Below are 20820 nucleotides of genomic sequence, written 5' to 3' on the forward strand. Positions count from 1 at the left end.
GCTTCCCAGGTCACGCCGCGCGCGCGCAGCGCGTCGACGTGACCGTTGAGGAAGTTGCCCGCGGTCTCGGCGACCGCAGCCGAGCGCGGCAGCAGCTTGAGCAAGTCTTGCTCGGAGTATGTGGTCCAGTCGGGACTGAGCACCGCAACCGGCTCGCCCCCGAGGTGCTTGTTGCAGAGCCCGACGCACTCGTCGCAGATGAACACCGATGGTCCGGCGATCAGCGCTTTGACGCTGTCGGAATCCTTGCCGCAGAATGAGCAGAACAATGACGGCGTCGGCGTGGTCGCAGCATTGGCCTTGGTCGACACGGCAAGCCTCCTTGTCAAGGGAGGCTTGACAATAGTCCGCCGCGCAATGCTGTCAAGACACCCTTGACAGCCGCCTACACCAGCCGGCTCTGCTTCGCCGCCGCCTCGATGAACGAGGCAAACAGCGGATGCGGCTCGAAGGGCCGCGACTTCAGTTCGGGGTGGAACTGGACGCCGATGAACCAGGGATGGTCCTCGTACTCGACGATCTCGGGCAGCACGCCATCGGGCGACATGCCGGAGAAGCGCAGGCCGTGCTGCTCGAGACGGTCCTTGTAGGCGGTGTTGACCTCGTAGCGATGGCGGTGCCGCTCGGAGATTTCGGTCGCGCCGCCATAGACCTGCGAGACCCGGCTGCCGCGGTTGAGCGCGGCCGGATAGGCGCCGAGCCGCATGGTGCCGCCGAGATCGCCGCTCTGCGAACGCTTCTCGAGCTCGTTGCCGCGCAGCCATTCGGTCATCAGGCCGACCAGCGGCTCCTTGGTCGGGCCGAACTCGGTCGAGTTGGCGTTCTCGATGCCGACCAGGTTGCGCGCCGCCTCGATGACAGCCATCTGCATGCCGAAGCAGATGCCGAAATACGGCACGTCGCGCTCGCGGGCGAACTGCGCCGCGCGGATCTTGCCCTCGGCGCCGCGCTGGCCGAAGCCGCCGGGCACCAGGATGCCGTTGACGTGCTCGAGGAACGGCGCCGGGTCCTCGTTCTCGAACACCTCGCTCTCGATCCAGTCGAGGTTGACCTTCACCTTGTTGGCGATGCCGCCATGCGACAGCGCCTCGATCAGCGATTTGTAGGCGTCCTTCATGCCGGTGTATTTGCCGACGATGGCGATGGTCACCGCGCCTTCCGGATTGCGGACGCGCTCGTTGATCACGTTCCAGCTCTGTAGCGCCGGCGGGATTTTCGCGGTGATGCCGAACGCGGCCAGCACCTCGTCGTCGAGGCCGGCGGCGTGATAGGCCTCCGGCACCGCGTAGATGTTGTCGACGTCGCGCGCCTCGATCACGGCGCTTTCGCGCACGTTGCAGAACAGGCCGAGTTTGCGCCGCTCTTCCTTGGGGATTTCGCGGTCGGTGCGGCACAGCAGGATGTCCGGCTGAATGCCGATCGAGCGCAGCTCCTTCACCGAGTGCTGCGTCGGCTTTGTCTTGAGTTCACCGGCACTTGGAATGTACGGCAGAAGCGTCAGGTGAATGTAGACGGCGTGATCGCGCGGCAGCTCGTTCTTGAGCTGGCGGATCGCCTCGAAGAACGGCAAGCCTTCGATGTCGCCGACGGTGCCGCCGATCTCGACCAGCACGAAATCGTAGTCGTCGTTACCCGACAGCACGAATTCCTTGATCGCATTGGTGACGTGCGGCACCACCTGGATGGTCGCGCCGAGATAGTCGCCGCGGCGTTCCTTGGTGATGATGTCCTGATAGATGCGCCCGGTCGTGATGTTGTCGGCCTTGGTGGCCGGCCGACCGGTGAAACGCTCGTAATGGCCGAGATCGAGATCGGTCTCGGCGCCGTCGTCAGTCACGAACACTTCGCCGTGCTGATACGGCGACATCGTTCCGGGATCGAGGTTGAGATAGGGATCGAGCTTGCGAAGGCGGACTTTGTAGCCCCGGGCCTGCAGCAAGGCGCCGAGCGCCGCTGATGCCAGACCTTTTCCGAGCGAGGAGACCACGCCGCCGGTGATGAAGATGTACCGCGCCATGGGACCTTACCTTTAATCCGCCTCAGCCGATTCGCAAAACGAATCGGCTGTTCCCGGCAAACAAGCCACCGGGCTGTGGGTTACGTTAAATTGGGTGCTATTTCAGAGTATTAATGGGGGTTCCTGATGCAGGATGCCAGCGCAGCATCCTGCATGGCCACCCTGCTTTATTGCGACCGAGGCGCCTGCGGGCCGCTCGGAGCCTGAGGCGCCTGCTGCTCGTCAGCCTTCTTCAGCGAATCGAGGATGCCGCCGGAGGTCGGCGCGTTCAGCGGCGTGCCACCGGCCGGCTGCGTCTGGGCCGGCGCACCGGTCCCGATGATCGAGCTCGGCTTGCGGTCGTAGCCCGCATACCAGGACAGGAACAGGCTGGTCAGGAAGAAGCCGACCGCAAGAATTGCGGTGGTCCGCGTCAGCAGATTGGCGGTGCCGCGGCTCGACATGAAGCCGGCGCCGCCACCCATGCCGAGGCCACCGCCTTCGGATTTCTGCAACAGCACAGCGCCGATCATGACGGCGACGATCATGAGATGAATAATGATAACGACAGTCTGCATCGCAAGCCTTCCGTCATAAGCCGCCAAGCAGCCAGACAAACGGCGCTATCGGCTCTGCGGTTTTCGTGAAGTCGCGCCCTGTTACACGATTGGACCGGGCATTGTCACCCCCGAGATAGTCGCATCGGCCGACATCTCAAGCCGTGCCGCTTGCGCGCACTCCTACCTTGATCAGGACCGGCATATTCCATTATACTAGACAAATGGATACTTTAGTAGACGTTCTGAGCGAACGCCTGGCGCAGCGGATCAGGCTCGAGCGCGACAGCCGGGGCTGGTCGCTGGCCGAGCTCGCCGAACGCTCCGGCGTCTCCAAGGCAACGATCAGCAAGATCGAGCGGGCCGAGGTCAGCCCGACCGCGGTGGTGCTGGTGCGCCTCGCCTCGGCCTTCGACCTGACGCTGGCCGGCCTGATGCTGCGCGCCGAGGGCCAGGGCGAACGGCTGTCGCGCGCCAACGCGCAACCAATCTGGCGCGACCCCGAAACCGGCTATCTGCGCCGGCAGGTGTTCAGCCGTCCGGATCATCCGGTCGAGCTGGTGCGGGTCGAACTGCCGCCGAAGCAGTCGGTGACCCTGCCCGCTTCGTCCTACGCCCACATCCGCCAACTCGTCTGGGTCTTGAGCGGCAGCCTCGTCATCACCGAAGGCGGTGTACGCCACGAGCTTGCCGCCAGCGATTGCCTCGGCTTCGGGCTGCCGGCGGACACCACCTTCGCCAATGAGACCAATGCCGGGTGCACCTATGTGGTCGCCTTGGCCCGGAGCTGACGCATGCCGCACTTCGCCATCAAGCCGCTCGCCGATGCGCCCGCGATTCGCGACGCGCTCAGCGAGCTGTTGATCGAGACCGTCGCCATCGGCGGCTCCGTGAGCTTCATGCATCCGCTGGCAAAGGATGATGCCGAGACGTTCTGGCAGGACTCGCTCGGCGCCGTCGCGCGCGGCGAGCGCATCGTGCTCGGCGCGTTCGACGGCGACGATCTGGTCGGCACGGTGACGTTGCTGTTGAAGCTGCCGCCGAACCAGCCGCACCGGGCGGAAATCGCAAAAATGATGACGCGGGTCGCGCACCGCAATCGCGGCGTGGCGACAGCCCTGATGTGCGCTGCCGAAGCGCTTGCGATCGCGGACCGACGTACGTTGCTGGTGCTCGACACCGCCGAAGAGGACGGCGCCGGTCCTTTCTATGAGCGACTCGGCTTCAAGCTGACCGGGCTGATCCCGGACTACGCGCTGAAGCCACGTGGTGGCCTCACTGGGACGCTGATCTATTGGAAGAGGATCGGCGCGGCGGTGGCGGCTTAGCCTGAACCGTCATTGCGAGGAGCAAAGCGACGAAGCAATCCATCGTTCCGCATCGGCGGCGCGATGGATTGCTTGGCTTCGCTCGCAATGACGTGGAGTCGGCCCCTAACAGCCCGCGGCGATCGCCAGGAAGTCCGACGCCTTCAGGCTGGCACCGCCGACCAGCGCGCCGTTGACGTTGGCAACCGCCATCAACTCGGCCGCGTTCGACGGCTTCACCGAGCCGCCATAGAGGATTCTGATCCGGTTTCCCTCGCCCTTGAAGCGATCGGTGAGCTGCCCCCGGATAAACCGATGAACTTCCTCGACATCTTTGGTTGTCGGAGTGAGGCCGGTGCCGATCGCCCAGACCGGCTCATAGGCCACCACAAGATTGGCCGCGGTCGAGCCATCGGGCAGCGAGCCGGCGAGCTGGGTACCGCAGACGTCGAGCGTCTTGCCGGCGTCGCGCTGCTCGCGCGTCTCGCCGATGCAGACGATCGCGGTCAGCCCGGCACGCCAGACGGCCTGCGCCTTCTCGCGAATCAAGGCGTCGGTCTCGCCATGGTCGGCCCGCCGCTCGGAATGGCCGACGATGATCGCGGTGGCGCCGAGATCCTTGAACATTTCGGCCGACAAATCGCCGGTATGGGCGCCTGAAGCCTTGGGATGGCAATCCTGGGCGCCGACGGCGACCTTCGAGCCGCGTGCCTTGTCGGCGAACGCCCCGACCAGTGTTGCCGGCGGACAGACCAGGAGATCGGCCTTGGCTGCGACATCGCCGGCGCCGGCCAGCATCGCGTCGAACTCGGCAAAAGAGGATTTCAGGCCGTTCATTTTCCAGTTGCCGGCGATCAGCGGCCGGATGGCGTCGGTCATGTCGGATGTCCCATCTTCTCAACGTCGTCATGCGCTATCAGAGCCGCGCGATGACTTCCAGAGCGTGACTCCGCGCCCGCTGCGCGACGCATTACCGCTCCGGTCCGACCCCTCACCCATGGTTGCGGGGGGGCTTCGGCCACTTTATAAGCGTTTTCAATTCGGTGACGCCCCGCTGCCGGACAAAAAGTCCCGACTTTTGGTCCCATTTGGGTATGACCCGGTTCCCCTCCTGTAAAACAAGTTGGACCCATGCTTCGAGGAATGCGGAAAGCCTCATCAAACTGGCTCGGCAAGACGATTATGGCCGTCGTGATGGGCGTTTTGATCGTCAGTTTCGGAATTTGGGGCATTGCCGACATTTTCAAGGGGTTTGGCCAGTCGACCTTCGCCAAGGTCGGTGGAACCGAGATTTCGGCCGAGCAATTCCGCCAGATCTATACCGACCGCCTGCAACAGCTTGGCCGCCAGTTCGGCCGTCCGCTGACGCCCGAGCAGGCACGCGCCTTCGGAATCGACCGCCAGGTGCTGCAACAGACGCTCGCGGAAGCCGCGATGGACGAGGAAGCGCGCCGCATGGGCCTCAACCAGTCCGATGCCGAGGTGCTGCGCGCGATCTACAACGATCCGAACTTCAAGGGCCTGAACAACCAGTTCGATCCGCAGCGCTTCCAGTCCGTGATCCGCAATTTTGGCTATACCGAAGGCCGCTACATCGCCGAGCAGCGCCGCGTCGGGCTACGGCGGCAGATCGCCGGCACCATCTCGGCCGGGATCGAGCCGCCCAAATCGATGGTCGAGGCGCTGACCCGTTTCCAGAACGAGCAGCGCTCGATCGATTACGTCACACTCGGCGCCGCGCAGGCCGGCACCATCGATCCGCCCTCGCCCGAAGCGCTCGCCGCCTATTTCGAGGACCACAAGGTCCAATTCCGCGCGCCCGAGTACCGCAAGATCGCCTTCGTCGCGATCACGCCGGAGGAAATCGGCAAGTGGGAAGCCGTGTCCGACGAAGATGCCAAGAAGCTCTTCGAGGAGCGCAAGGACCGCCTCAGCACGCCAGAGAGGCGCGAAGTCTCACAGATCGTGTTTCCGGACGCCGGCGAGGCACAGGCCGCCCGCGCCCGCATCGCCTCCGGCACCTCGTTCGACGACATCGCCAAGGAGCGCAAGCTCAATCCCGCCGACGTCAACCTCGGGCTGGTCGCCAAATCGGCGATCCTCGATCCGGCCGTCGGCGATGCCGCGTTCTCGCTGCCCGCGGGCGAAGTCAGCCAGCCGGTCCAGGGCCGTTTCGGCGTCGCGCTGGTCAAGGTCGGTAAGATCGAGCCCGGCGTGACCCCGAGCTACGAGAGCCTGGCGCAGCAGGTGAAGAACGAGATCGCGTCCGAGCGCGCCCGCACCAAGGTCGCCGAACTGCGCGACAAGATGGAAGACGAGCGCGGCGGCGGCGCCAGCGTCATCGAGGCGGCGCAGAAGCTGAAACTGACCCCCGTCACGATCGATGCGGTCGATCGCTCGGGGCGCCTGCCGAACGGCCAGGTCGCGTCCAGCATTCCGCGCGGCCTCGACGTGGTGTCGCAAGCCTTCAACAGCGACGTCGGCGTCGACAACGACCCGATCCAGTTCAACAATGGCTATGTGTGGTTCGACGTGCTCGGTATCACGCCGTCGCGCGAGCGCACCCTCGACGAGGTCCACGACCAGGTCGAGGCGAAGTGGCGTGAGGACCAGATCTCCGCCAAGCTGCGTGCCAAGGCGACCGAGATCGTGCAGAAGCTCGATGGCGGCGCCAAGCTCGCCGACGAGGCCGCTTCCGCCGGCGTCAAGGTCGAGACCGCCGCGAACTTCAACCGCGAGGCCTCGCTGCCCAACGTGCCGGCCGGCGTGATTGCCGCGGCGTTCCGCACCGCCAAGGACGGTGACGGACAGACGTCTGTGGCAGGCGGCAGCCAGTGGGTCGTGTTCCGCGTCACCAACGTGACCGTGCCGCCGGTCGACTTCGCGTCCGACGCGGTCAAGCAGCTCACCGAAGCGGTGCGGCGCTCGCTGAGCGACGAACAGGTCGCGCAATATGTCAGCAAGATCGAGTCCGACATCGGCGTGACCGTCAACCAGGCCGCCTTCGCACAGGTGACAGGCGCAAATAATTGAGCACAATCCCAGCGCAAACGCGTTCCGCGTTTGTCGCGCTCCAACAACAGACCTGAGCCAGCGAATGGACGACCTGAAATCGATCATCGGAAAAGTCGCCACCGGCGCCACGCTGACACGTGACGAGGCGGCGTCCGCCTTCGACAGCATGATGTCGGGCGAAGCGACGCCCTCGCAGATGGGCGGGCTGCTGATGGCGCTGCGGGTGCGCGGCGAGACCGTCGAGGAGATCACCGGCGCAGTTACCGCGATGCGCGGCAAGATGCTGCCGGTCAAGGCGCCGGCCGAGGCGGTGGACATCGTCGGCACCGGCGGCGACGGCTCCGGCTCCGTCAACGTCTCGACCTGTGCCGCCTTCATCGTGGCCGGCGCCGGCGTGCCGGTCGCCAAGCACGGCAACCGCGCGCTGTCGTCGCGTTCGGGGGCCGCCGACGTCCTGGCCGCGCTCGGGGTCAAGCTCGACCTGACGCCGGCGCAGGTCGGGCGCTGCGTCAAGGAAGCCGGCATCGGCTTCATGTTCGCGCCTTCGCATCATCCGGCCATGAAGAACGTCGGTCCGACCCGGGTCGAGCTCGCCACCCGCACCATCTTCAACCTGCTCGGACCGCTGTCGAACCCCGCCGGCGTCAGGCGGCAGATGGTCGGCGTGTTCTCGCGGCAGTGGGTGCAGCCGCTGGCGCAGGTGCTGAAGAACCTCGGCTCCGACAAGGTCTGGGTCGTGCACGGCTCCGATGGCCTCGACGAGATCACCCTCACCGGCCCGACCTTCGTGGCGACGCTCGAGAACGGCGAGATCAAGACCTTCGAGGTGACGCCGGAGGACGCCGGGCTCGGCCGCGTCGACGGCGAGGCGCTGAAGGGCGGCGATGCCGATGCCAATGCGATCGCACTGTCGAGCGTGCTCCATGGCAAGCCGAGCGCCTACCGTGACGTCGCGCTGCTGAACGCCGCCGCCGCGCTGATCGTGGCGGGCCGCGCCAGGGACCTCAAGGAAGGCGTTGCGATCGGTGCGCAGTCGCTCGACAGCGGCGCCGCCGCCGCGCGGCTGAAGCATTTGGTCGCGGTGTCCAACAGCTGAGAGCGATCGCCATGTCCGACATCCTGACCAAGATCGAGGCCTACAAGCGCGAGGAGATCGCCGCGGCCAAGCGCGCGCGTCCACTCGCCGATGTCGAGGCGCAGGCGAAATCCGCCTCGGCCCCGCGCGGCTTCGTCCGCGCCATCAAGCACAAGCACGCGCGCGGCGACTATGCGCTGATCGCCGAGGTGAAGAAGGCCTCGCCCTCGAAGGGGCTGATCCGGGCCGATTTCGATCCGCCCGTTCTCGCCAAGGCCTATGAGACGGGCGGCGCCGCCTGCCTGTCGGTGCTGACCGACGCCCCGTCGTTCCAGGGTCATCTCGACTTCATGGTCGCGGCCCGCGCCGCGACCAATCTGCCGGTGCTGCGCAAGGATTTCATGTTCGACACCTACCAGGTCGCGGAAGCCCGCGCCCATGGCGCCGACTGCATCCTGATCATCATGGCCGCGCTCGACGACGCCGCGGCCAGCGAGATCGAGGATGCCGCGCTCGGCTACGGCATGGACGTACTGATCGAGATCCACGATCGCGCCGAGCTCGACCGCGCCCTGAACCTTCGCTCGCCGATGATCGGCGTCAACAACCGCAATCTGCGCACCTTCGAGACCACGCTCGCGACCAGCGAGGCGCTCGCGCCGCTGATCCCGCGCGACCGCCTGATGGTCGGCGAGAGCGGCATCTTCACCCCTGACGATCTCGCTCGCCTCGAGCGCGTCGGGATGTCGACCTTCCTGGTCGGCGAAAGCCTGATGCGCCAGCAGGACGTCACCGCGGCGACCCGCGCGCTGCTGACGCGACAGGCCGCTGCGCGCGCCACTGGCGCCCGCTGACGCGATGGCGCGGAAGACCATGGCCAAAGGCAAAGCCCAGCCATCGGGCACCGGCACGGCTCTGACCCATATCGACGCCAAGGGCGACGCGCGGATGGTCGACGTTTCGGCCAAGCCGGCGACCGAACGCACCGCGGTCGCCGAAGGCCGCGTCCTGATGAGCAAGGCAACGCTTGTATTGATCGAGCAAGGCCAGGCCAAGAAGGGCGACGTGCTGGCGACCGCGCGGATCGCCGGCATCATGGCGGCGAAGCGGACCTCGGAGTTGATCCCGCTGTGCCATCCGCTGGCGCTGGCCAAGGTCACGGTCGATATCGCAACCGACGCCAAGCTGCCGGGCTGCATCGTGCGCGCCAGCGTCAAGGTGACCGGGCCGACCGGCGTCGAGATGGAAGCGCTGACCGCGGTTTCGGTCGCATGCCTGACGATCTACGACATGATCAAGGCGGTCGAGCGCGGCGTGCGGATCGACGCCATTCATCTCGTCGAGAAGATCGGCGGCAAGTCCGGGCATTATCGCGCGGGCGAATGATCGCGAGTGCGCCCGATTGCGTCGGCGTGACGTTATTTCAATGAGCCGCTGATCGAATTGAAGGTGCCCGAGAGCTTGGTGCCGACGCCTTTCACAGCAGCGATGATGGCGATGGCGATGCCGGTTGCGATCAGCCCGTATTCGATCGCCGTGGCTCCGGTCTCGTCGGCCCAGAAACTCTGTAGAAGCTGCTTCATCATGGCACTCTCACACACTGAACTTTGCGCAACGACACGCAAACAACGTGCCGACGATGGCATCGAGCATCGTCATGGACTTAGATCGTAAACGAGCTCTTGCATCGATCGCGGAGGCGGCAAATGATTCCGCGTGTCGCGTGGTGACCGGCAAAGTCTGCAGTTCCGCGGCAGGAACTTGTTGTGCCGATACCGGTCAGGCCTCGAAGCGACGTCGGCTGCAATTCCGCCATTTCGTTCGATCGCAGCGAACAGTGCCGGCCGGCGCCGGATGCGACACGCCCGCAACCATTCGTTAACCAGTCTCGCTAACCGGCGCTCCATCTCGTTTGGTTACGACTTTCGCGGGCCGGAGGTGCGCAAAAGCTACTTCCGGGCGAAACGCCTGGAACCGATTGCGTCAGATGAATCCAAACGGCAGCACCTCGTTCAACATCAATTCGGTGATCGGCACCGGTCCGATCCGCTGGCTGATCCTTGGCGGCGCCGTGCTGATGGCTGCGATCGCGATCGGCGCGACGTTGATGGCGGAGAATTTTCGCGAGCGCGCCTTGCACAACAGCGAACGCGAGCTCGAGAACACCGTGCTGCTGCTGGCGCGGCACTTCGACCAGCAGCTCGACGATCTCGAAGTCGTGCAGCGCGATTTGGTCGCGTTCATGCGCGACAGCGGGATCGCGACGCCGGAGAACTACCGGAGCCGGATGTCGTCCGACGACATCCACGCGATGCTCAAATCGAAGATGGAGGCGCTGTCCAATGTCGGCAGCCTCAACGTGTTCGATGCCGACGGCGTGCTGATCAACAGCTCGGGCGCCTGGCCGACGCCGCAGGCCTCGATCGCCGACCGCGACTATTTCCAGATCTTCAAGTCGAGCCCCTATTCGCCCGACATGCTGGTCGCGCCGGTGGTCAGCCGGATCAGCGGAAAGTGGACCACCGTGATCGCCCGCAAGGTCACCGGTCCGCATGGCGAGTTTCTCGGCGTGGTCGGCCGCGGTATCGCGCCGGCGACCTTCGAGAGATTCTTCTCCACCGTCGCACTCGGCGAAGGCGCCGCGATCTCGATGCATCACCGCGACGGCACGCTGCTGGCGCGCTATCCGCATGTCGAAGAGCTGATCGGCAAGAACTTCCGCACCGGCCCGGCCAGCCAGCAGCAGGTGTTCGAGCGGCCCGCGAGCACCTCGCGCCTGACCAGCCCGGTCGACGGCAAGGACCGCCTGGCGTCGTCGCGGGCGCTCACCAAATTCCCGATCGTGGTGGTCGCGACCACCACCACGGAGGCGGCGCTCGCCAACTGGCGCGAGCAGATCGGCATCCTGATCGCGATCACCAGCATTTCCGTGCTGGCGATCGCCATTCTCCTGACGCTCGTGGTGCGCAAGCTGTTGCAGCAGCACCGCGCCCAGCAGCAGCGCCTGACGCTGGAGAAGCTCCGGCTCGACACCGCCGTCAATAACATGACGCAGGGGCTGTTGCTGTTCGATTCCACGCAACGCCTGGTGATCTGTAACAAGCGCTACATCGAGATGTACGGCCTGTCGGCCGACGTCATTAAGCCCGGTTGCAGCTTCCGCGACGTCATCGTGCATCGCCATTTGACCGGTTCGTTCCAGGGCGAGGTCGAGCGCTATGTCAACCTCGTGCTGCGCGATGTCAGCGTCCGCAACACCATGGTGATCACGACGCCCGACGGCCGTTCGATCCAGGTCGTCAACGAGCCGCTGGCCGATGGCGGCTGGCTTGCGACCCACGAGGACGTCACCGAGCGCCGGCGCGCCGAGGAGCGCATCACGCATCTCGCGCACTATGACGCCCTCACCGACCTGCCCAACCGCGCGCTGTTCCACGAGGAGATCAAGCGCGAGCTGCCGCATGTCACCGCCGACAGCCAGCTCGCGGTGCTCTATATCGACATCGACGAGTTCAAGGGCGTCAACGACTCGCTCGGCCACATGGTCGGCGACGAATTGCTCAAGTCGGTCGCCAGGACGCTGAGCGGCGTCATCGGCGACGGCGATTTCGTCGCGCGGCTCGGCGGCGACGAATTCGCCATCGTGCAGACCGGGGTCAGAAGCGAGATCGAGGTCACCGACCTCGTCGCGCGCATCTACGAGGCGATCCGCTCGCCCTATCAATGCGTCGGTCACCAGGTCACGACCGACGCCAGCATCGGCATCGCGCTGGCGCCGAGGGACGGCACCGATCTCGACCAGATCATGAAGAACGCCGACCTTGCGATGTATGCGGCGAAGTCGGCCGGCCGCCGTGTCTCGCGCTTCTTCGAGCCGGCAATGGACGCCGACGCCCGCGCCCGCCGCGAGTTGGAGATGGAGCTGCGCCAGACCATCGCCGCCGGCCACGGGCTCGAAGTCTATTACCAACCCTGCGTCGACCTGCGCAGCAACGAGATCACCGGTTGCGAGGCGCTGGTGCGCTGGCGCCACCCGTTGCGCGGCATGATCTCGCCGGCCGAGTTCGTGCCGATCGCCGAGGAGACCGGCCTGATCAACCAGCTCGGCGAATGGGTGCTGGTGACGGCCTGCAAGGAAGCCGTGAACTGGCCCGACCATATCAGCCTCGCCGTCAACGTCTCACCGGTCCAGTTCCGCAGCGGCACGCTGGCGCTGAAGGTGATCGCGGCGCTCGCGGCATCGGGGCTGTCAGCGGGCCGGCTGGAGCTCGAGATCACCGAAGCGGTGTTGATCCGCGACGACGAGACTGCGCTCGCCGCGCTGCATCAGCTCCGCGCCATCGGCATCCGGATCGCGCTCGACGATTTCGGCACCGGCTATTCGTCGCTGAGCTACCTGAAGCGCTTCCCGTTCGACAAGATCAAGATCGACCGCTGCTTCGTCACCGACATCGCCGATCCGCAAGGCTCGGCCGGCATCGTCGAAGCGGTGGTCAACATCGCCGCCGAACGTAGCATGACGACGACCGCAGAAGGCGTCGAGACCGCGCAGCAGCAGCAATTGCTGCGTGAGCTCGGCTGTTCGGAAATGCAGGGCTACCTGTTCAGCCCGCCGAAGCCCGCGGCGCAGATCCGCGAGCTGCTGGCCGGGCACCGCCGCGGTCCCGCCGCGGGCGCCGGCACCACGCGCCGGCGCAAGCCGATCGCCCGCACCGCCTAGTTCGGCACCGGCCGCTTCTGCGCGGTCTTGGTGTCGGCGCTCTTCGCATCGACATTCTTGGCATCGGCGTTGATGGTGACACCGCGGAGCTGGTTGAAGGCCGCAGCCAGCGCCTTGTCGTTCTTCTCGTCCGGCGGCACGTAGGACTGCGAGCCGGTCTGTTCGGCGCCCTCGGCGGAGAGATGGCCGCGCATCGAGGCCTCGCCCTTGATCTCGGAGCGGGTCTTGAACTCGTCCGGCACGTCTTGCAGCACCTCGATGTCGGGCTTGATGCCGAGCGCCTGGATCGAATGGCCCGACGGCGTGAAGTAACGCGCCGTGGTCAGCGCCAGCGCGCCGTTGCCGGCGCCGAGCGGAATGATGGTCTGCACCGAGCCCTTGCCGAACGAGCGGGTGCCGATCAGGGTCGCGCGCTTGTGGTCATGCAGCGCGCCGGCGACGATCTCGGAGGCCGAGGCCGAGCCGCCATTGATCAGCACGACGAGCGGCTTGCCCTTGGTCATGTCGCCGCCATGGGCGGTGAAGCGCTGGGTCTCTTCCGGATTGCGGCCGCGGGTCGAGACCACCTCGCCGCGCTGCATCAGCGTCGAGGTCACCGACACCGCCTGGTCGAGCAGGCCGCCGGGATTGTTGCGGAGATCGATGACATAACCCGCGAGCTTGTCCTGCGGGATCTCCTTCTGGATCTCGGTGATCGCCTTGCGCAGGCCCTCCGTGGTCTGCTCGTTGAACGAGGTGATCCTGATATAGCCGATGTCGCCGCCCTCGGCGTGGAACTTGACCGGACGGACCCGGATGATCTCGCGGGTGATCGAAACCTCGATCGGCTTGTCGGCATCCTTGCGGACGATCTTCAGCCGGATCGAGCTGTTCGGCGCGCCCTTCATCTTGTTGACGGCCTGGTCGAGCGTCATGCCCTGGATCTGCTCGTCGTCGATCGAGGTGATCACGTCGCCGGACATGATGCCGGCGCGCGAAGCCGGCGTGTCGTCGATCGGCGCCACCACCTTGACGAGGCCGTCCTCCATCGTGACCTCGATGCCTAGTCCACCGAACTCACCATGGGTGGTCTCCTGCATCTCCGCCCAGCCCTTCTCGTTCATGTAGCGGGAGTGCGGATCGAGCGAGGAGATCATGCCGTTGATCGCGCCCTCGACCAGCTTGGAGTCCTCGGGCTTCTCGACGTAGTCGGTCTTGATCTTCTCGAACACCTCGCCGAACAGGTTGAGCTGCGAATAGGTGTTATCGGAATGCGCGGCGGCATTGGCGACGGCGAACAGATGCGCGCCCTGCGGCGAGGCCACGAGCAGGGTGAGACACGCTCCCGCAACCGTCCCGAGGAAGAAGCCAGCATGTTTGCGCATTATCCGTGATCCCTTCTAACGGCCGGCAACGTTTCGCAACATCCGGCCCGCTTCACCCCGACGCGGGGCACCACACAACGGCTTTTTGGTCGGATCAAGGCCGCCTCGTCACCGGACCATTACGGTCCTGTTAGAGTGCCCTGGCCGCACCAGCCCGACCATCGAACGTAAGCCTCAAGACAGTTCCTTGCCAGTGTCGCCGGCTGCCAGGGGCTCCTCCCGCAACCCGTTCTGCCAGGTCGACGGCTGGGTCCCGAAGCCGCGCTTGGCCCGGCTGCCCAGCCAATAGCCAAACTGCGGAGGAACATTGCGAAATGGTCCTTCAACCCCGAGTTTCAGCGCGGCATCCATCGGCCAGTTCGGGTTATTGAGGATTTCCCGGCCGACCGCGATCAAATCTGCTTGTTTATCGCGCAGGATTTGCTCGGCCTGGTCACCATGGATGATCAGGCCGACCGCCATGGTCATGATATCGGCATGCGCCCGGACATATTCCGCAAGCGGCACCTGATAGTTGTATTTGATCTCCTTGCCCAGGATCGGCGCCATCTCGCTGATTCCGCCCGACGAGCAGTCGATGACATCGACGCCCTTCCCTTTCAGGACCCTGGCCAGCCGCGCGCTCTGCTCCGGCCCCCAGCCGGCATTGTCCTCGACTGACAGCCGCACGAACAACGGCTTGTGATCCGGCCAGTGCGCGCGCACCGCTTCCGTCACCTCGATCAGGAAGCGCATCCGGTTGGCTTCCGAGCCGCCGTATTGGTCGGCGCGCTGATTCGAGCGCTCCGAGAGGAATTCGTGGACGAGATAGCCATGGGCGCCGTGCAGTTCCAGAACGTCGAACCCGGCCTCATGCGCGCGCCGTGCCGCCTGTCCCCAGGCGGCGACGAGGTCCTTCACTTCCGCCGTCTCCAGCGCCCGCGGCACCGGCCAGCGCCCGCTATGGGCGATCGCGCTCGGCGCCACCGGCGTCCAGGCATCCCAATCCTCGATCTCGGCGCTGCGCTCGAGCGGACGGTCACCTTCCCAGGGGCGGCTCGCGCGCGCCTTGCGGCCGGAATGGCCGAGCTGGATGCCGGCGACCGCATTCTGCTGCTTGATGAAGCCCGCGACGCGGCCAAGGGGTGCTACGAACTTGTCATCCCAGATGCCGAGATCGCCGACCGTCCCGCAGCCGCGGCGTTCGACCTTGGTGGATTCCACGATCACGAGGCCCGCGCCGCCGGCGGCGAATTTGCCGGCATTCATCAGGTGCCAGTCGGTCGCAAAGCCTTTCTCCGCGGAATATTGGTGCATTGGCGGCACCACGATGCGGTTCTTCAGCGTGACGCCGCGGATGGTCATCGGCGAAAACAGCAGCATCTCGGACATGGTTTCCTCTTGTCGCGTCGCCTGCCCGGCACGCGCCGAACCGATCCTGTTGATGACGACGATAGCCGTCAGTCGCGGCAATCGGTAGAGGGCCTCCGGCAAATCTGATCAGCGCTGCGACCTGCAATCGCTCACAGCCATTTCGGCACGTCGCTGCGCACGAAATGACGCAATTGCCCGATCAGCACGACGGGATCGGGATCGACGCAAATCGAATGCCGGTGCGCCGGCGGCAGGAACTTGCACGTCACCATGTGGTCGATGAACGCCAGGAACGGCTGATAGAATTCGGCGATATTGAGCAGGCCGACCGGCTTGTCGATCTCCGACAGCTGGTTCATGGTCCAGACCTCCATCATCTCCTCCATCGTCCCGATACCGCCGGGCATCGCGATGAAGGCGTCGGCAAGTTCGGCCATCCGCTCCTTGCGCTTGCGCAAGGTGGCGACGATCTCGCTGCGATGAAGATTGGGATGCGTATGGCCCTTCAGCCGCAGCGCCTCGGTGATGACGCCATGCGCGGTGCCGCCGGCCTCGATCAGCGCATCGGCGACCACGCCCATCAGGCCCTTGGTGGTGCCGCCATAGATCAGGGTGATGCCAGCCTCCGCCATGGCCCGGCCAAGCCGGCGCGCGCCGTCGGCATAGGCATCGGAGTTGCCGAAGTTCGAGCCGCAGAACACGGCGATGCTGGAGATCGATCGAGACATCTGGACGCCCGGACGACATTTCGCTGCGAATGGCGTAGCCGGTGCCGCACCGTTGCGCGAGCGCAACATACATTCGGTGACAGGGACTGCAATATGTTGTCTGCTCTACGTCATGCGGGCGCAAACGCATATCTGCCGTCGGCTACTTCCAGTCAGCGGGCTCCGGTCAAAATCGCCGATGCGTTCGACGAGGCGCAGGCCGCCCGACGCAACCAAGAGCGGCATTTCCTGCGGAAAGATGCTGCGCATGCGCCAGCTGTTCGTGAAAAAGTCCCTCTCCTGCTCGCTCGACCAGTACCACTCGACGTCGCTGACCTGTGCAATCGGATCGTAGTGCCGGAACGCCTCCTCGACCGTCAACCTTCCGAGCGTGTCGTGGGTGACCGCCGCCGCCAGTTCGCGCTGGCCCGGCTTGCGGCTCAGCAGGTCGAAGTTCGGCATGAAGGCGTCGAACACCAGCCGGCCCTCCGGGGCGAGATGCCGTCCCGCCGCACGAAGAAGCCTTCGAAATCGGCCAGGCTGTGCAGATGCAGGATCGCGTTCGCAGCCAGGATGATGGTGTCGAAGCTGCGTTCGAGGTCGAAATTTCGCATGTCGAGTTGAATGAGGTCGAGCTCGACCGCCTCGGCCCGCGCAAGCGCGCCCGCTCGCGCCAGCATAGCGGCGGAGAGATCCGCTCCCGTGACCGATAGCCCGGCCCGCGCCAGCGGAATGGCGAGACGGCCGCTTCCGCAGCAGCAATCGAGAACGCTGCCGCCGCGCTCGGAAGCCATCTCGACATAGAAGCGTTCAATGACCGGATCGTGCGCGCCCATCAGGTCGTACAAATCGGGATGGTCGTAGAGGCTGTTCTGTTCCATAAGGAGGATCGTATCGGCTGAAGCGCATCAAAACCAGCAGTCAAGCCACGATGGCGCGAATCGCGTGCCCTTGCGCAAACCTGAAGTCGGCCAATAGACTGCACTCCGCAAGACTTCCGCACAACGGCTTCCAGCTCCATCAAACACGAGACGTGTCGTGCAGCTACCGCGCAGGCCCAAGGCAGTCATCTTCGATATGGATGGCACGTTGATCGATACGATCCCGATTTATGCGTCGGCAATGGTCCAGGCCGGACTGGACGTCGGGCATCCGGTTTCGCAAGACTATGTCCTGACGCTCGCGGGGTTGCTTGGCGCCGAGCTGGAAGCGAGATTGGTCGCGGATTTGGGTGCGACATTCCCCGTCGCCGCCTATTTTACTTCGGTGTCCGTGCACCTTGCGCCGCTGCTGGCCGCCGGCGTCCCGTTGAAGGCCGGCGCGCGCGAACTGCTGGAGGCGCTGTCCGACGCCGGCGTGCCGTTGGCGATTGCGACCTCAATGAAGCGTTCGGAGGCCGTCCATCATCTGGAGGCAAACGGCATCGGCCAGTTCTTTCTACACGTCGTGGGACGGGACGATGTGGCACGTGGCAAGCCTCATCCCGATGTCTATCTGGAAGCGGCCTCCCGCCTCGCCATCGCGCCGCATAATTGCGCGATCCTCGAAGATTCTTTCAATGGCGTGAAAGCGGCCCACGCGGCAGGCGCGATGACCATCATGGTCCCCGACGTCCTGGCCCCAACGGACGATGTTCGGGAGCTGTGTGCGGTCGTGGCGCCAAGTCTACACGAAGTCAACAAGATGCTCTGGCCAACGGTGCGACGGATCACCGTTTGAGGCGGTCGCCACCCCGAGTGGGCAACTTCGCGATCTCATGCGACCGTCCGCCAGTTCGCCATATGCAAAGGAAACAGACGCCGGCCTCTGATAGTATTCCCGCGGAGCCGCATTCCCTGGGATCAATCCATGACCGAAGCCATCGTGCGCACGGCGGCAGACCACGATCTGCCTCAACTGTTGAACCTTTACCGACATCTTCATCCGCACGATCCGGAACTGGACACAGCCGCTGCCGAGCGTGTCTGGTCGAACTTGCTCGCATCCGGCTTCACGACCGTGATCGTGGCGCAGGCAGCGGAGCTGCTGGTGTCCTCCTGCACGCTCGCAATCGTACCCAACCTGTCTCGCGGCGGCAGATCATACGGGGTGATCGAGAATGTGGTGACCCACGCCAGCCACCGCCGGCTAGGACTGGGCCGGCGGGTTCTTGCCCATGCGGTCGACATTGCCAGTCGGGCCGACTGCTACAAGGTGCTGCTGGCGACTGGCTCGAAGCGGGAGACCACCTTGCGCTTCTATGAGGGAGCGGGCTTCGAGCGTGGCGGCAAGACCTATTTCGAAATACGCCGCCCCACGCAAGCGTAGCCCGGAACAACGAATGCGATGCCGGACGCGGTCGCTGCGCTCATGGAAGCCGGAAAGGGCCGGTCGTGTTGAAGCTTGATCATCTGACCGTGATCGCGCCGAATTTAGCCGAAGGGGTTGCCCACATCCGAGCATGCCTTGATCTCGACGTCCCGTTCGGTCAGCGCCACGACTACATGGGAACGCACAATCACCTGCTCCGGCTTGGCGGCTCCGTTTATCTGGAGATCGTTGCCGTGGACCCCGACGCCCAACGCCCGCTTCGAGCCCGGTGGTTCGGGCTGGATGACCGCAAGCGTGTAACGACCGAGTGGGACGCCGGTCGCCGTCTAAGGGGATGGGTCGCACGGACGGACGTGATGGACGGGATGCTCGCACGCTGGGGCGACATCTTCGGAAGCAAGGTCGCCTTGCCGCCGGCGAACTCGACCTTTGACTTCGCCATTCCCGACAACGGCTCCCTTCCGCTCGACGGCGCCGCGCCTTCCCTGATCGACAGGCGCGGCAAGGAGCGCTCGATGGCGAACATTGCCGACCTCGGCGCGCGGCTGATCTCGTTTTCGCTTCAGCATCCCGAAGCCACGTCGATCTCGGAATTCTATCGGACGCTGGATATCGATCAGCCGCCAACGATCCTCCACGGCAGCGATCTTCGCTATCGAGCGCGGGTCGAGACGCAAGGTCGCCTGAGAGAGCTCTCGTGAATCGATCACCACTGAATTGCAGTCGACGCAGTCCGGATGAGCACAGCGATATCCGAGGCCCCGTTGGCCGAACATGAGTGACACCCGCCCCTTTGCTTCGCCCATGCGGGCCACTCGCGGGTTGATCGCGCGGAGCCATGCACCTACAAGGAAGCGAACCAATGGCCACCCAACGGACAAACGCAAATGACGGCAATCGTCAAGGTCGACCGAAGCGGGATTATCACTTGTTGGAACGCGGCCGCGGAACAGCTTTTCGGGTTCACTGAACTTGAGGCAATCGGAAACCCGCTGGAATTGATCATTCCGCAGCCGTCCCATGCCTGCCATCGGCAAGGCTTTGCGAGCTATATCGAGTCGGGCGTCAAGACACTCCCCGACACGGTGACTGCGGTGGGTCGCCACAAGGACGGGCAACTGGTCAAATTTCAGATTTCTACAACGGCCGTGGTCGATGCCGAAGGCATGGTCGCGGGGGTAGAAGGTCTGATGCGCGCCAGTTGACTTCTCCGTTGCGAAGCTGCTGCAACATAGCAACGCGAACTATTTGCCCATACCGTACACATCCGGGTCAAAACTCGAGCTTGGATGAGCGAACGCGTTGCGCAGTTCGGGCGACATCGGGACGTGGTAGTTGATACCCTTCGGCGGGGTCGGCGCCTCCAGCCACTTCCGGTACATGACCTCGATCTCCGGGCTCTTGTAGAGCTCCGCGGTGGCGCGGTCGGCGAGCGCCTTGAACGGCGCGTCCTCCCGGCGCAGCATGATGCCGAACGGCTCCGCCTTCGAGAACGCCTCCTCGCTGATCATGTAGAGCGCCGGCGCCTTCGAGCGCGCGATCGCAACTGCCAACTGGACGTCATCGAGCGCATAAGCCTGGGCGCGATCGGTCTCCAGCATCAGGAAGGCCTCGGCCTGGTCCTTCGCCGGAAGGATGTTGATGCCGAGCTTGCGCTCGTTGTTGACCTTGATGAGCTGCGCCAGATTGACCGATCCCGCGACCGCGGTCACCGACTTCCCCTTCAGGTCGTCGATGGTGTTGATGTTGGACGATCTCTTGGCGGCGAACCGCGTCGCGCTGAGGAAATGCGTGTTGGTGAACGTCACCTGCTTCTGGCGATCGGCGCTGTTGGTGGTCGCCGAGCAATGCAGATCGATCGTGCCGTTGACCATCAGGGGAATCCGGTTCGACGAGGTCACGGGGAGATAGTCCACGGCGATCCCGGGCATGCCCAGGTCCTTCTTCACTGCATCGACGATCCTGAGGCAGATATCGAGTGCGAAGCCGATCGGGCGCGCGTTGTCGTCGAGATAGCTGAAGGGAACCGAGGCCTCCTGATAGCCGAGCGTGACCTTGCCGGTTTCCTTGATCTTTTGCAGCGTGCCCGACAGCTCTTCAGCGGCCGCGGGACCTGCGGCGAGTATGAGAGCGAAGAGGATGGCGGGCAAACGCATGGGCTACTCCTGTCCGGTCGTCGTGACGAGGGTTGCGTACCCGAGCCAAGAGTGCCGAAGCGACGCATGGCGTGGTGATAGCCGACCGGCGGCTCCCGGGGGTAGATGAGGATGTGTCTATCAGTTATCGCGCTTTGCGATGATCCGCTGCGCAGCGCTACGACAAACCAACCCGATGTCAGAATGACGAGTCCCATCCACGACATCCGCCGCGGCGTATGGGTCCCTGCTTTCGCAGGGACGACGCGTGGAGAGGCGAT

21 protein-coding genes and 1 pseudogene are annotated in these 20820 nt (G+C 64.7%); 11 read left to right on the top strand and 11 right to left on the bottom strand.

Translation table 11 applies throughout. The features are described 5' to 3' along the window. Positions 1-143 precede the first annotated feature (143 nt). From B2W55_RS21970 to secG, 3 genes and pseudogenes are all read right to left on the bottom strand, one after another. Positions 144-269: pseudogene (locus B2W55_RS21970) on the bottom strand (ClpX C4-type zinc finger protein); the annotation flags it as partial. Between the two features lie 116 nt (positions 270-385). After that, a complete protein-coding gene (locus B2W55_RS21975; RefSeq protein ID WP_024583555.1) occupies positions 386-2017 on the bottom strand; it encodes a CTP synthase in 1632 nt (543 codons plus the stop codon). A 167-nt stretch (positions 2018-2184) separates the two neighbouring features. Beyond that, complete coding sequence (secG, locus tag B2W55_RS21980; RefSeq protein ID WP_024583554.1) at positions 2185-2574, bottom strand: preprotein translocase subunit SecG; 390 nt, start codon at positions 2572-2574, stop codon at positions 2185-2187. A gap of 203 nt (positions 2575-2777) precedes the next feature. On the opposite strand from secG, the gene B2W55_RS21985 reads away from it, so the two are divergent. Together B2W55_RS21985 and B2W55_RS21990 are read left to right on the top strand one after the other, a co-directional pair. Continuing rightward, entirely contained in the window at positions 2778-3344 is a 567-nt protein-coding gene (locus tag B2W55_RS21985; RefSeq protein ID WP_024583553.1) for a helix-turn-helix domain-containing protein, read from the top strand. Positions 3345-3347: 3 nt separating this feature from the next. Beyond that, positions 3348-3881 carry a GNAT family N-acetyltransferase gene (locus B2W55_RS21990; RefSeq protein WP_024583552.1) on the top strand — a complete coding sequence of 178 codons (534 nt, stop codon included), beginning with the start codon at positions 3348-3350 and terminating at the stop codon, positions 3879-3881. 105 nt (positions 3882-3986) lie between these two features. Here B2W55_RS21990 and tpiA read toward each other — a convergent pair whose 3' ends face one another. Continuing rightward, positions 3987-4739 (bottom strand): triose-phosphate isomerase, encoded by a 753-nt coding sequence (gene tpiA / locus B2W55_RS21995; protein WP_024583551.1) that lies wholly within the window; start codon positions 4737-4739, stop codon positions 3987-3989. Positions 4740-4991: 252 nt separating this feature from the next. Here tpiA and B2W55_RS22000 point away from each other — a divergent pair, with 252 nt between their 5' ends. The 4 genes from B2W55_RS22000 (at position 4992) to moaC (ending at position 9336) form a co-directional block, all read left to right on the top strand. After that, entirely contained in the window at positions 4992-6893 is a 1902-nt protein-coding gene (locus B2W55_RS22000; protein ID WP_024583550.1) for a peptidylprolyl isomerase, read from the top strand. Between the two features lie 64 nt (positions 6894-6957). Continuing rightward, complete coding sequence (trpD, locus tag B2W55_RS22005) at positions 6958-7971, top strand: anthranilate phosphoribosyltransferase (RefSeq protein ID WP_024583549.1); 1014 nt, start codon at positions 6958-6960, stop codon at positions 7969-7971. An 11-nt stretch (positions 7972-7982) separates the two neighbouring features. Continuing rightward, the gene (trpC, locus tag B2W55_RS22010; protein WP_024583548.1) at positions 7983-8804 is read left to right on the top strand and encodes an indole-3-glycerol phosphate synthase TrpC; all 822 of its coding nucleotides are present in this window, start codon (positions 7983-7985) and stop codon (positions 8802-8804) included. A gap of 19 nt (positions 8805-8823) precedes the next feature. Beyond that, positions 8824-9336 (top strand): cyclic pyranopterin monophosphate synthase MoaC, encoded by a 513-nt coding sequence (gene moaC, locus B2W55_RS22015; protein WP_371412439.1) that lies wholly within the window; start codon positions 8824-8826, stop codon positions 9334-9336. 32 nt (positions 9337-9368) lie between these two features. Here moaC and B2W55_RS22020 read toward each other — a convergent pair whose 3' ends face one another. After that, entirely contained in the window at positions 9369-9533 is a 165-nt protein-coding gene (locus B2W55_RS22020) for a Flp family type IVb pilin (protein ID WP_024583546.1), read from the bottom strand. A gap of 404 nt (positions 9534-9937) precedes the next feature. Here B2W55_RS22020 and B2W55_RS22025 point away from each other — a divergent pair, with 404 nt between their 5' ends. Then, positions 9938-12670: a bifunctional diguanylate cyclase/phosphodiesterase gene (locus B2W55_RS22025; RefSeq protein WP_024583545.1), complete on the top strand. Its 2733-nt coding sequence runs from the start codon at positions 9938-9940 to the stop codon at positions 12668-12670. Here B2W55_RS22025 and B2W55_RS22030 read toward each other — a convergent pair. The 5 genes from B2W55_RS22030 to B2W55_RS22050 all read right to left on the bottom strand — a co-directional run bounded on the left by B2W55_RS22030 (position 12667) and on the right by B2W55_RS22050 (position 16975). Beyond that, positions 12667-14034, bottom strand: coding sequence for a S41 family peptidase (locus tag B2W55_RS22030; protein ID WP_024583544.1), 1368 nt, complete (start codon positions 14032-14034; stop codon positions 12667-12669). The two genes, B2W55_RS22025 and B2W55_RS22030, sit on opposite strands and share 4 nt — an antisense overlap. Before the next feature lie 174 nt (positions 14035-14208). After that, positions 14209-15405 (bottom strand): NADH:flavin oxidoreductase/NADH oxidase, encoded by a 1197-nt coding sequence (locus B2W55_RS22035; protein ID WP_024583543.1) that lies wholly within the window; start codon positions 15403-15405, stop codon positions 14209-14211. 131 nt (positions 15406-15536) lie between these two features. Beyond that, positions 15537-16115, bottom strand: a complete 579-nt coding sequence (locus tag B2W55_RS22040; protein WP_024583542.1) for a TIGR00730 family Rossman fold protein — start codon at positions 16113-16115, stop codon at positions 15537-15539. A 105-nt stretch (positions 16116-16220) separates the two neighbouring features. Beyond that, positions 16221-16571 carry a hypothetical protein gene (locus B2W55_RS22045; RefSeq protein WP_051404345.1) on the bottom strand — a complete coding sequence of 117 codons (351 nt, stop codon included), beginning with the start codon at positions 16569-16571 and terminating at the stop codon, positions 16221-16223. After that, positions 16535-16975 carry a class I SAM-dependent methyltransferase gene (locus B2W55_RS22050; RefSeq protein WP_051404344.1) on the bottom strand — a complete coding sequence of 147 codons (441 nt, stop codon included), beginning with the start codon at positions 16973-16975 and terminating at the stop codon, positions 16535-16537. The genes B2W55_RS22045 and B2W55_RS22050 overlap by 37 nt, the downstream gene beginning before the upstream one ends. 157 nt (positions 16976-17132) lie before the next feature. Here B2W55_RS22050 and B2W55_RS22055 point away from each other — a divergent pair, with 157 nt between their 5' ends. The 4 genes from B2W55_RS22055 (at position 17133) to B2W55_RS22070 (ending at position 19609) form a co-directional block, all read left to right on the top strand. Further along, positions 17133-17813, top strand: a complete 681-nt coding sequence (locus B2W55_RS22055; RefSeq protein WP_024583541.1) for an HAD family hydrolase — start codon at positions 17133-17135, stop codon at positions 17811-17813. 129 nt (positions 17814-17942) lie between these two features. Then, entirely contained in the window at positions 17943-18401 is a 459-nt protein-coding gene (locus B2W55_RS22060; RefSeq protein ID WP_024583540.1) for a GNAT family N-acetyltransferase, read from the top strand. Between the two features lie 65 nt (positions 18402-18466). Beyond that, positions 18467-19105, top strand: a complete 639-nt coding sequence (locus tag B2W55_RS22065; RefSeq protein ID WP_024583539.1) for a VOC family protein — start codon at positions 18467-18469, stop codon at positions 19103-19105. A 186-nt stretch (positions 19106-19291) separates the two neighbouring features. After that, entirely contained in the window at positions 19292-19609 is a 318-nt protein-coding gene (locus B2W55_RS22070) for a PAS domain-containing protein (protein WP_024583538.1), read from the top strand. 39 nt (positions 19610-19648) lie between these two features. Here the strand turns inward: B2W55_RS22070 and B2W55_RS22075 are convergent, their stop codons facing one another. Continuing rightward, on the bottom strand, positions 19649-20560 hold the full coding sequence (locus B2W55_RS22075) for an amino acid ABC transporter substrate-binding protein (RefSeq protein ID WP_024583537.1): 912 nt from the start codon (positions 20558-20560) through the stop codon (positions 19649-19651). Positions 20561-20820: the final 260 nt, after the last annotated feature.

Source organism: Bradyrhizobium sp. UBA2491 (genome assembly GCF_002341725.1).
GTDB lineage: Bacteria > Pseudomonadota > Alphaproteobacteria > Rhizobiales > Xanthobacteraceae > Bradyrhizobium.

Coding starts and splice junctions, on each gene's coding strand:
- secG (WP_024583554.1), bottom strand. CDS start 2,574: ATGCAGACTGTCGTTATCATTATTCATCTCATGATCGTCGCCGTCATG.
- B2W55_RS22025 (WP_024583545.1), top strand. CDS start 9,938: ATGAATCCAAACGGCAGCACCTCGTTCAACATCAATTCGGTGATCGGC.
- B2W55_RS22020 (WP_024583546.1), bottom strand. CDS start 9,533: ATGAAGCAGCTTCTACAGAGTTTCTGGGCCGACGAGACCGGAGCCACG.
- trpD (WP_024583549.1), top strand. CDS start 6,958: ATGGACGACCTGAAATCGATCATCGGAAAAGTCGCCACCGGCGCCACG.
- B2W55_RS21975 (WP_024583555.1), bottom strand. CDS start 2,017: ATGGCGCGGTACATCTTCATCACCGGCGGCGTGGTCTCCTCGCTCGGA.
- B2W55_RS22060 (WP_024583540.1), top strand. CDS start 17,943: ATGACCGAAGCCATCGTGCGCACGGCGGCAGACCACGATCTGCCTCAA.
- tpiA (WP_024583551.1), bottom strand. CDS start 4,739: ATGACCGACGCCATCCGGCCGCTGATCGCCGGCAACTGGAAAATGAAC.
- B2W55_RS22075 (WP_024583537.1), bottom strand. CDS start 20,560: ATGCGTTTGCCCGCCATCCTCTTCGCTCTCATACTCGCCGCAGGTCCC.
- B2W55_RS22000 (WP_024583550.1), top strand. CDS start 4,992: ATGCTTCGAGGAATGCGGAAAGCCTCATCAAACTGGCTCGGCAAGACG.
- B2W55_RS22030 (WP_024583544.1), bottom strand. CDS start 14,034: ATGCGCAAACATGCTGGCTTCTTCCTCGGGACGGTTGCGGGAGCGTGT.
- B2W55_RS22035 (WP_024583543.1), bottom strand. CDS start 15,405: ATGTCCGAGATGCTGCTGTTTTCGCCGATGACCATCCGCGGCGTCACG.
- B2W55_RS21990 (WP_024583552.1), top strand. CDS start 3,348: ATGCCGCACTTCGCCATCAAGCCGCTCGCCGATGCGCCCGCGATTCGC.
- moaC (WP_371412439.1), top strand. CDS start 8,824: ATGGCCAAAGGCAAAGCCCAGCCATCGGGCACCGGCACGGCTCTGACC.
- trpC (WP_024583548.1), top strand. CDS start 7,983: ATGTCCGACATCCTGACCAAGATCGAGGCCTACAAGCGCGAGGAGATC.
- B2W55_RS22070 (WP_024583538.1), top strand. CDS start 19,292: ATGACGGCAATCGTCAAGGTCGACCGAAGCGGGATTATCACTTGTTGG.
- B2W55_RS21985 (WP_024583553.1), top strand. CDS start 2,778: ATGGATACTTTAGTAGACGTTCTGAGCGAACGCCTGGCGCAGCGGATC.
- B2W55_RS22050 (WP_051404344.1), bottom strand. CDS start 16,975: ATGGAACAGAACAGCCTCTACGACCATCCCGATTTGTACGACCTGATG.
- B2W55_RS22040 (WP_024583542.1), bottom strand. CDS start 16,115: ATGTCTCGATCGATCTCCAGCATCGCCGTGTTCTGCGGCTCGAACTTC.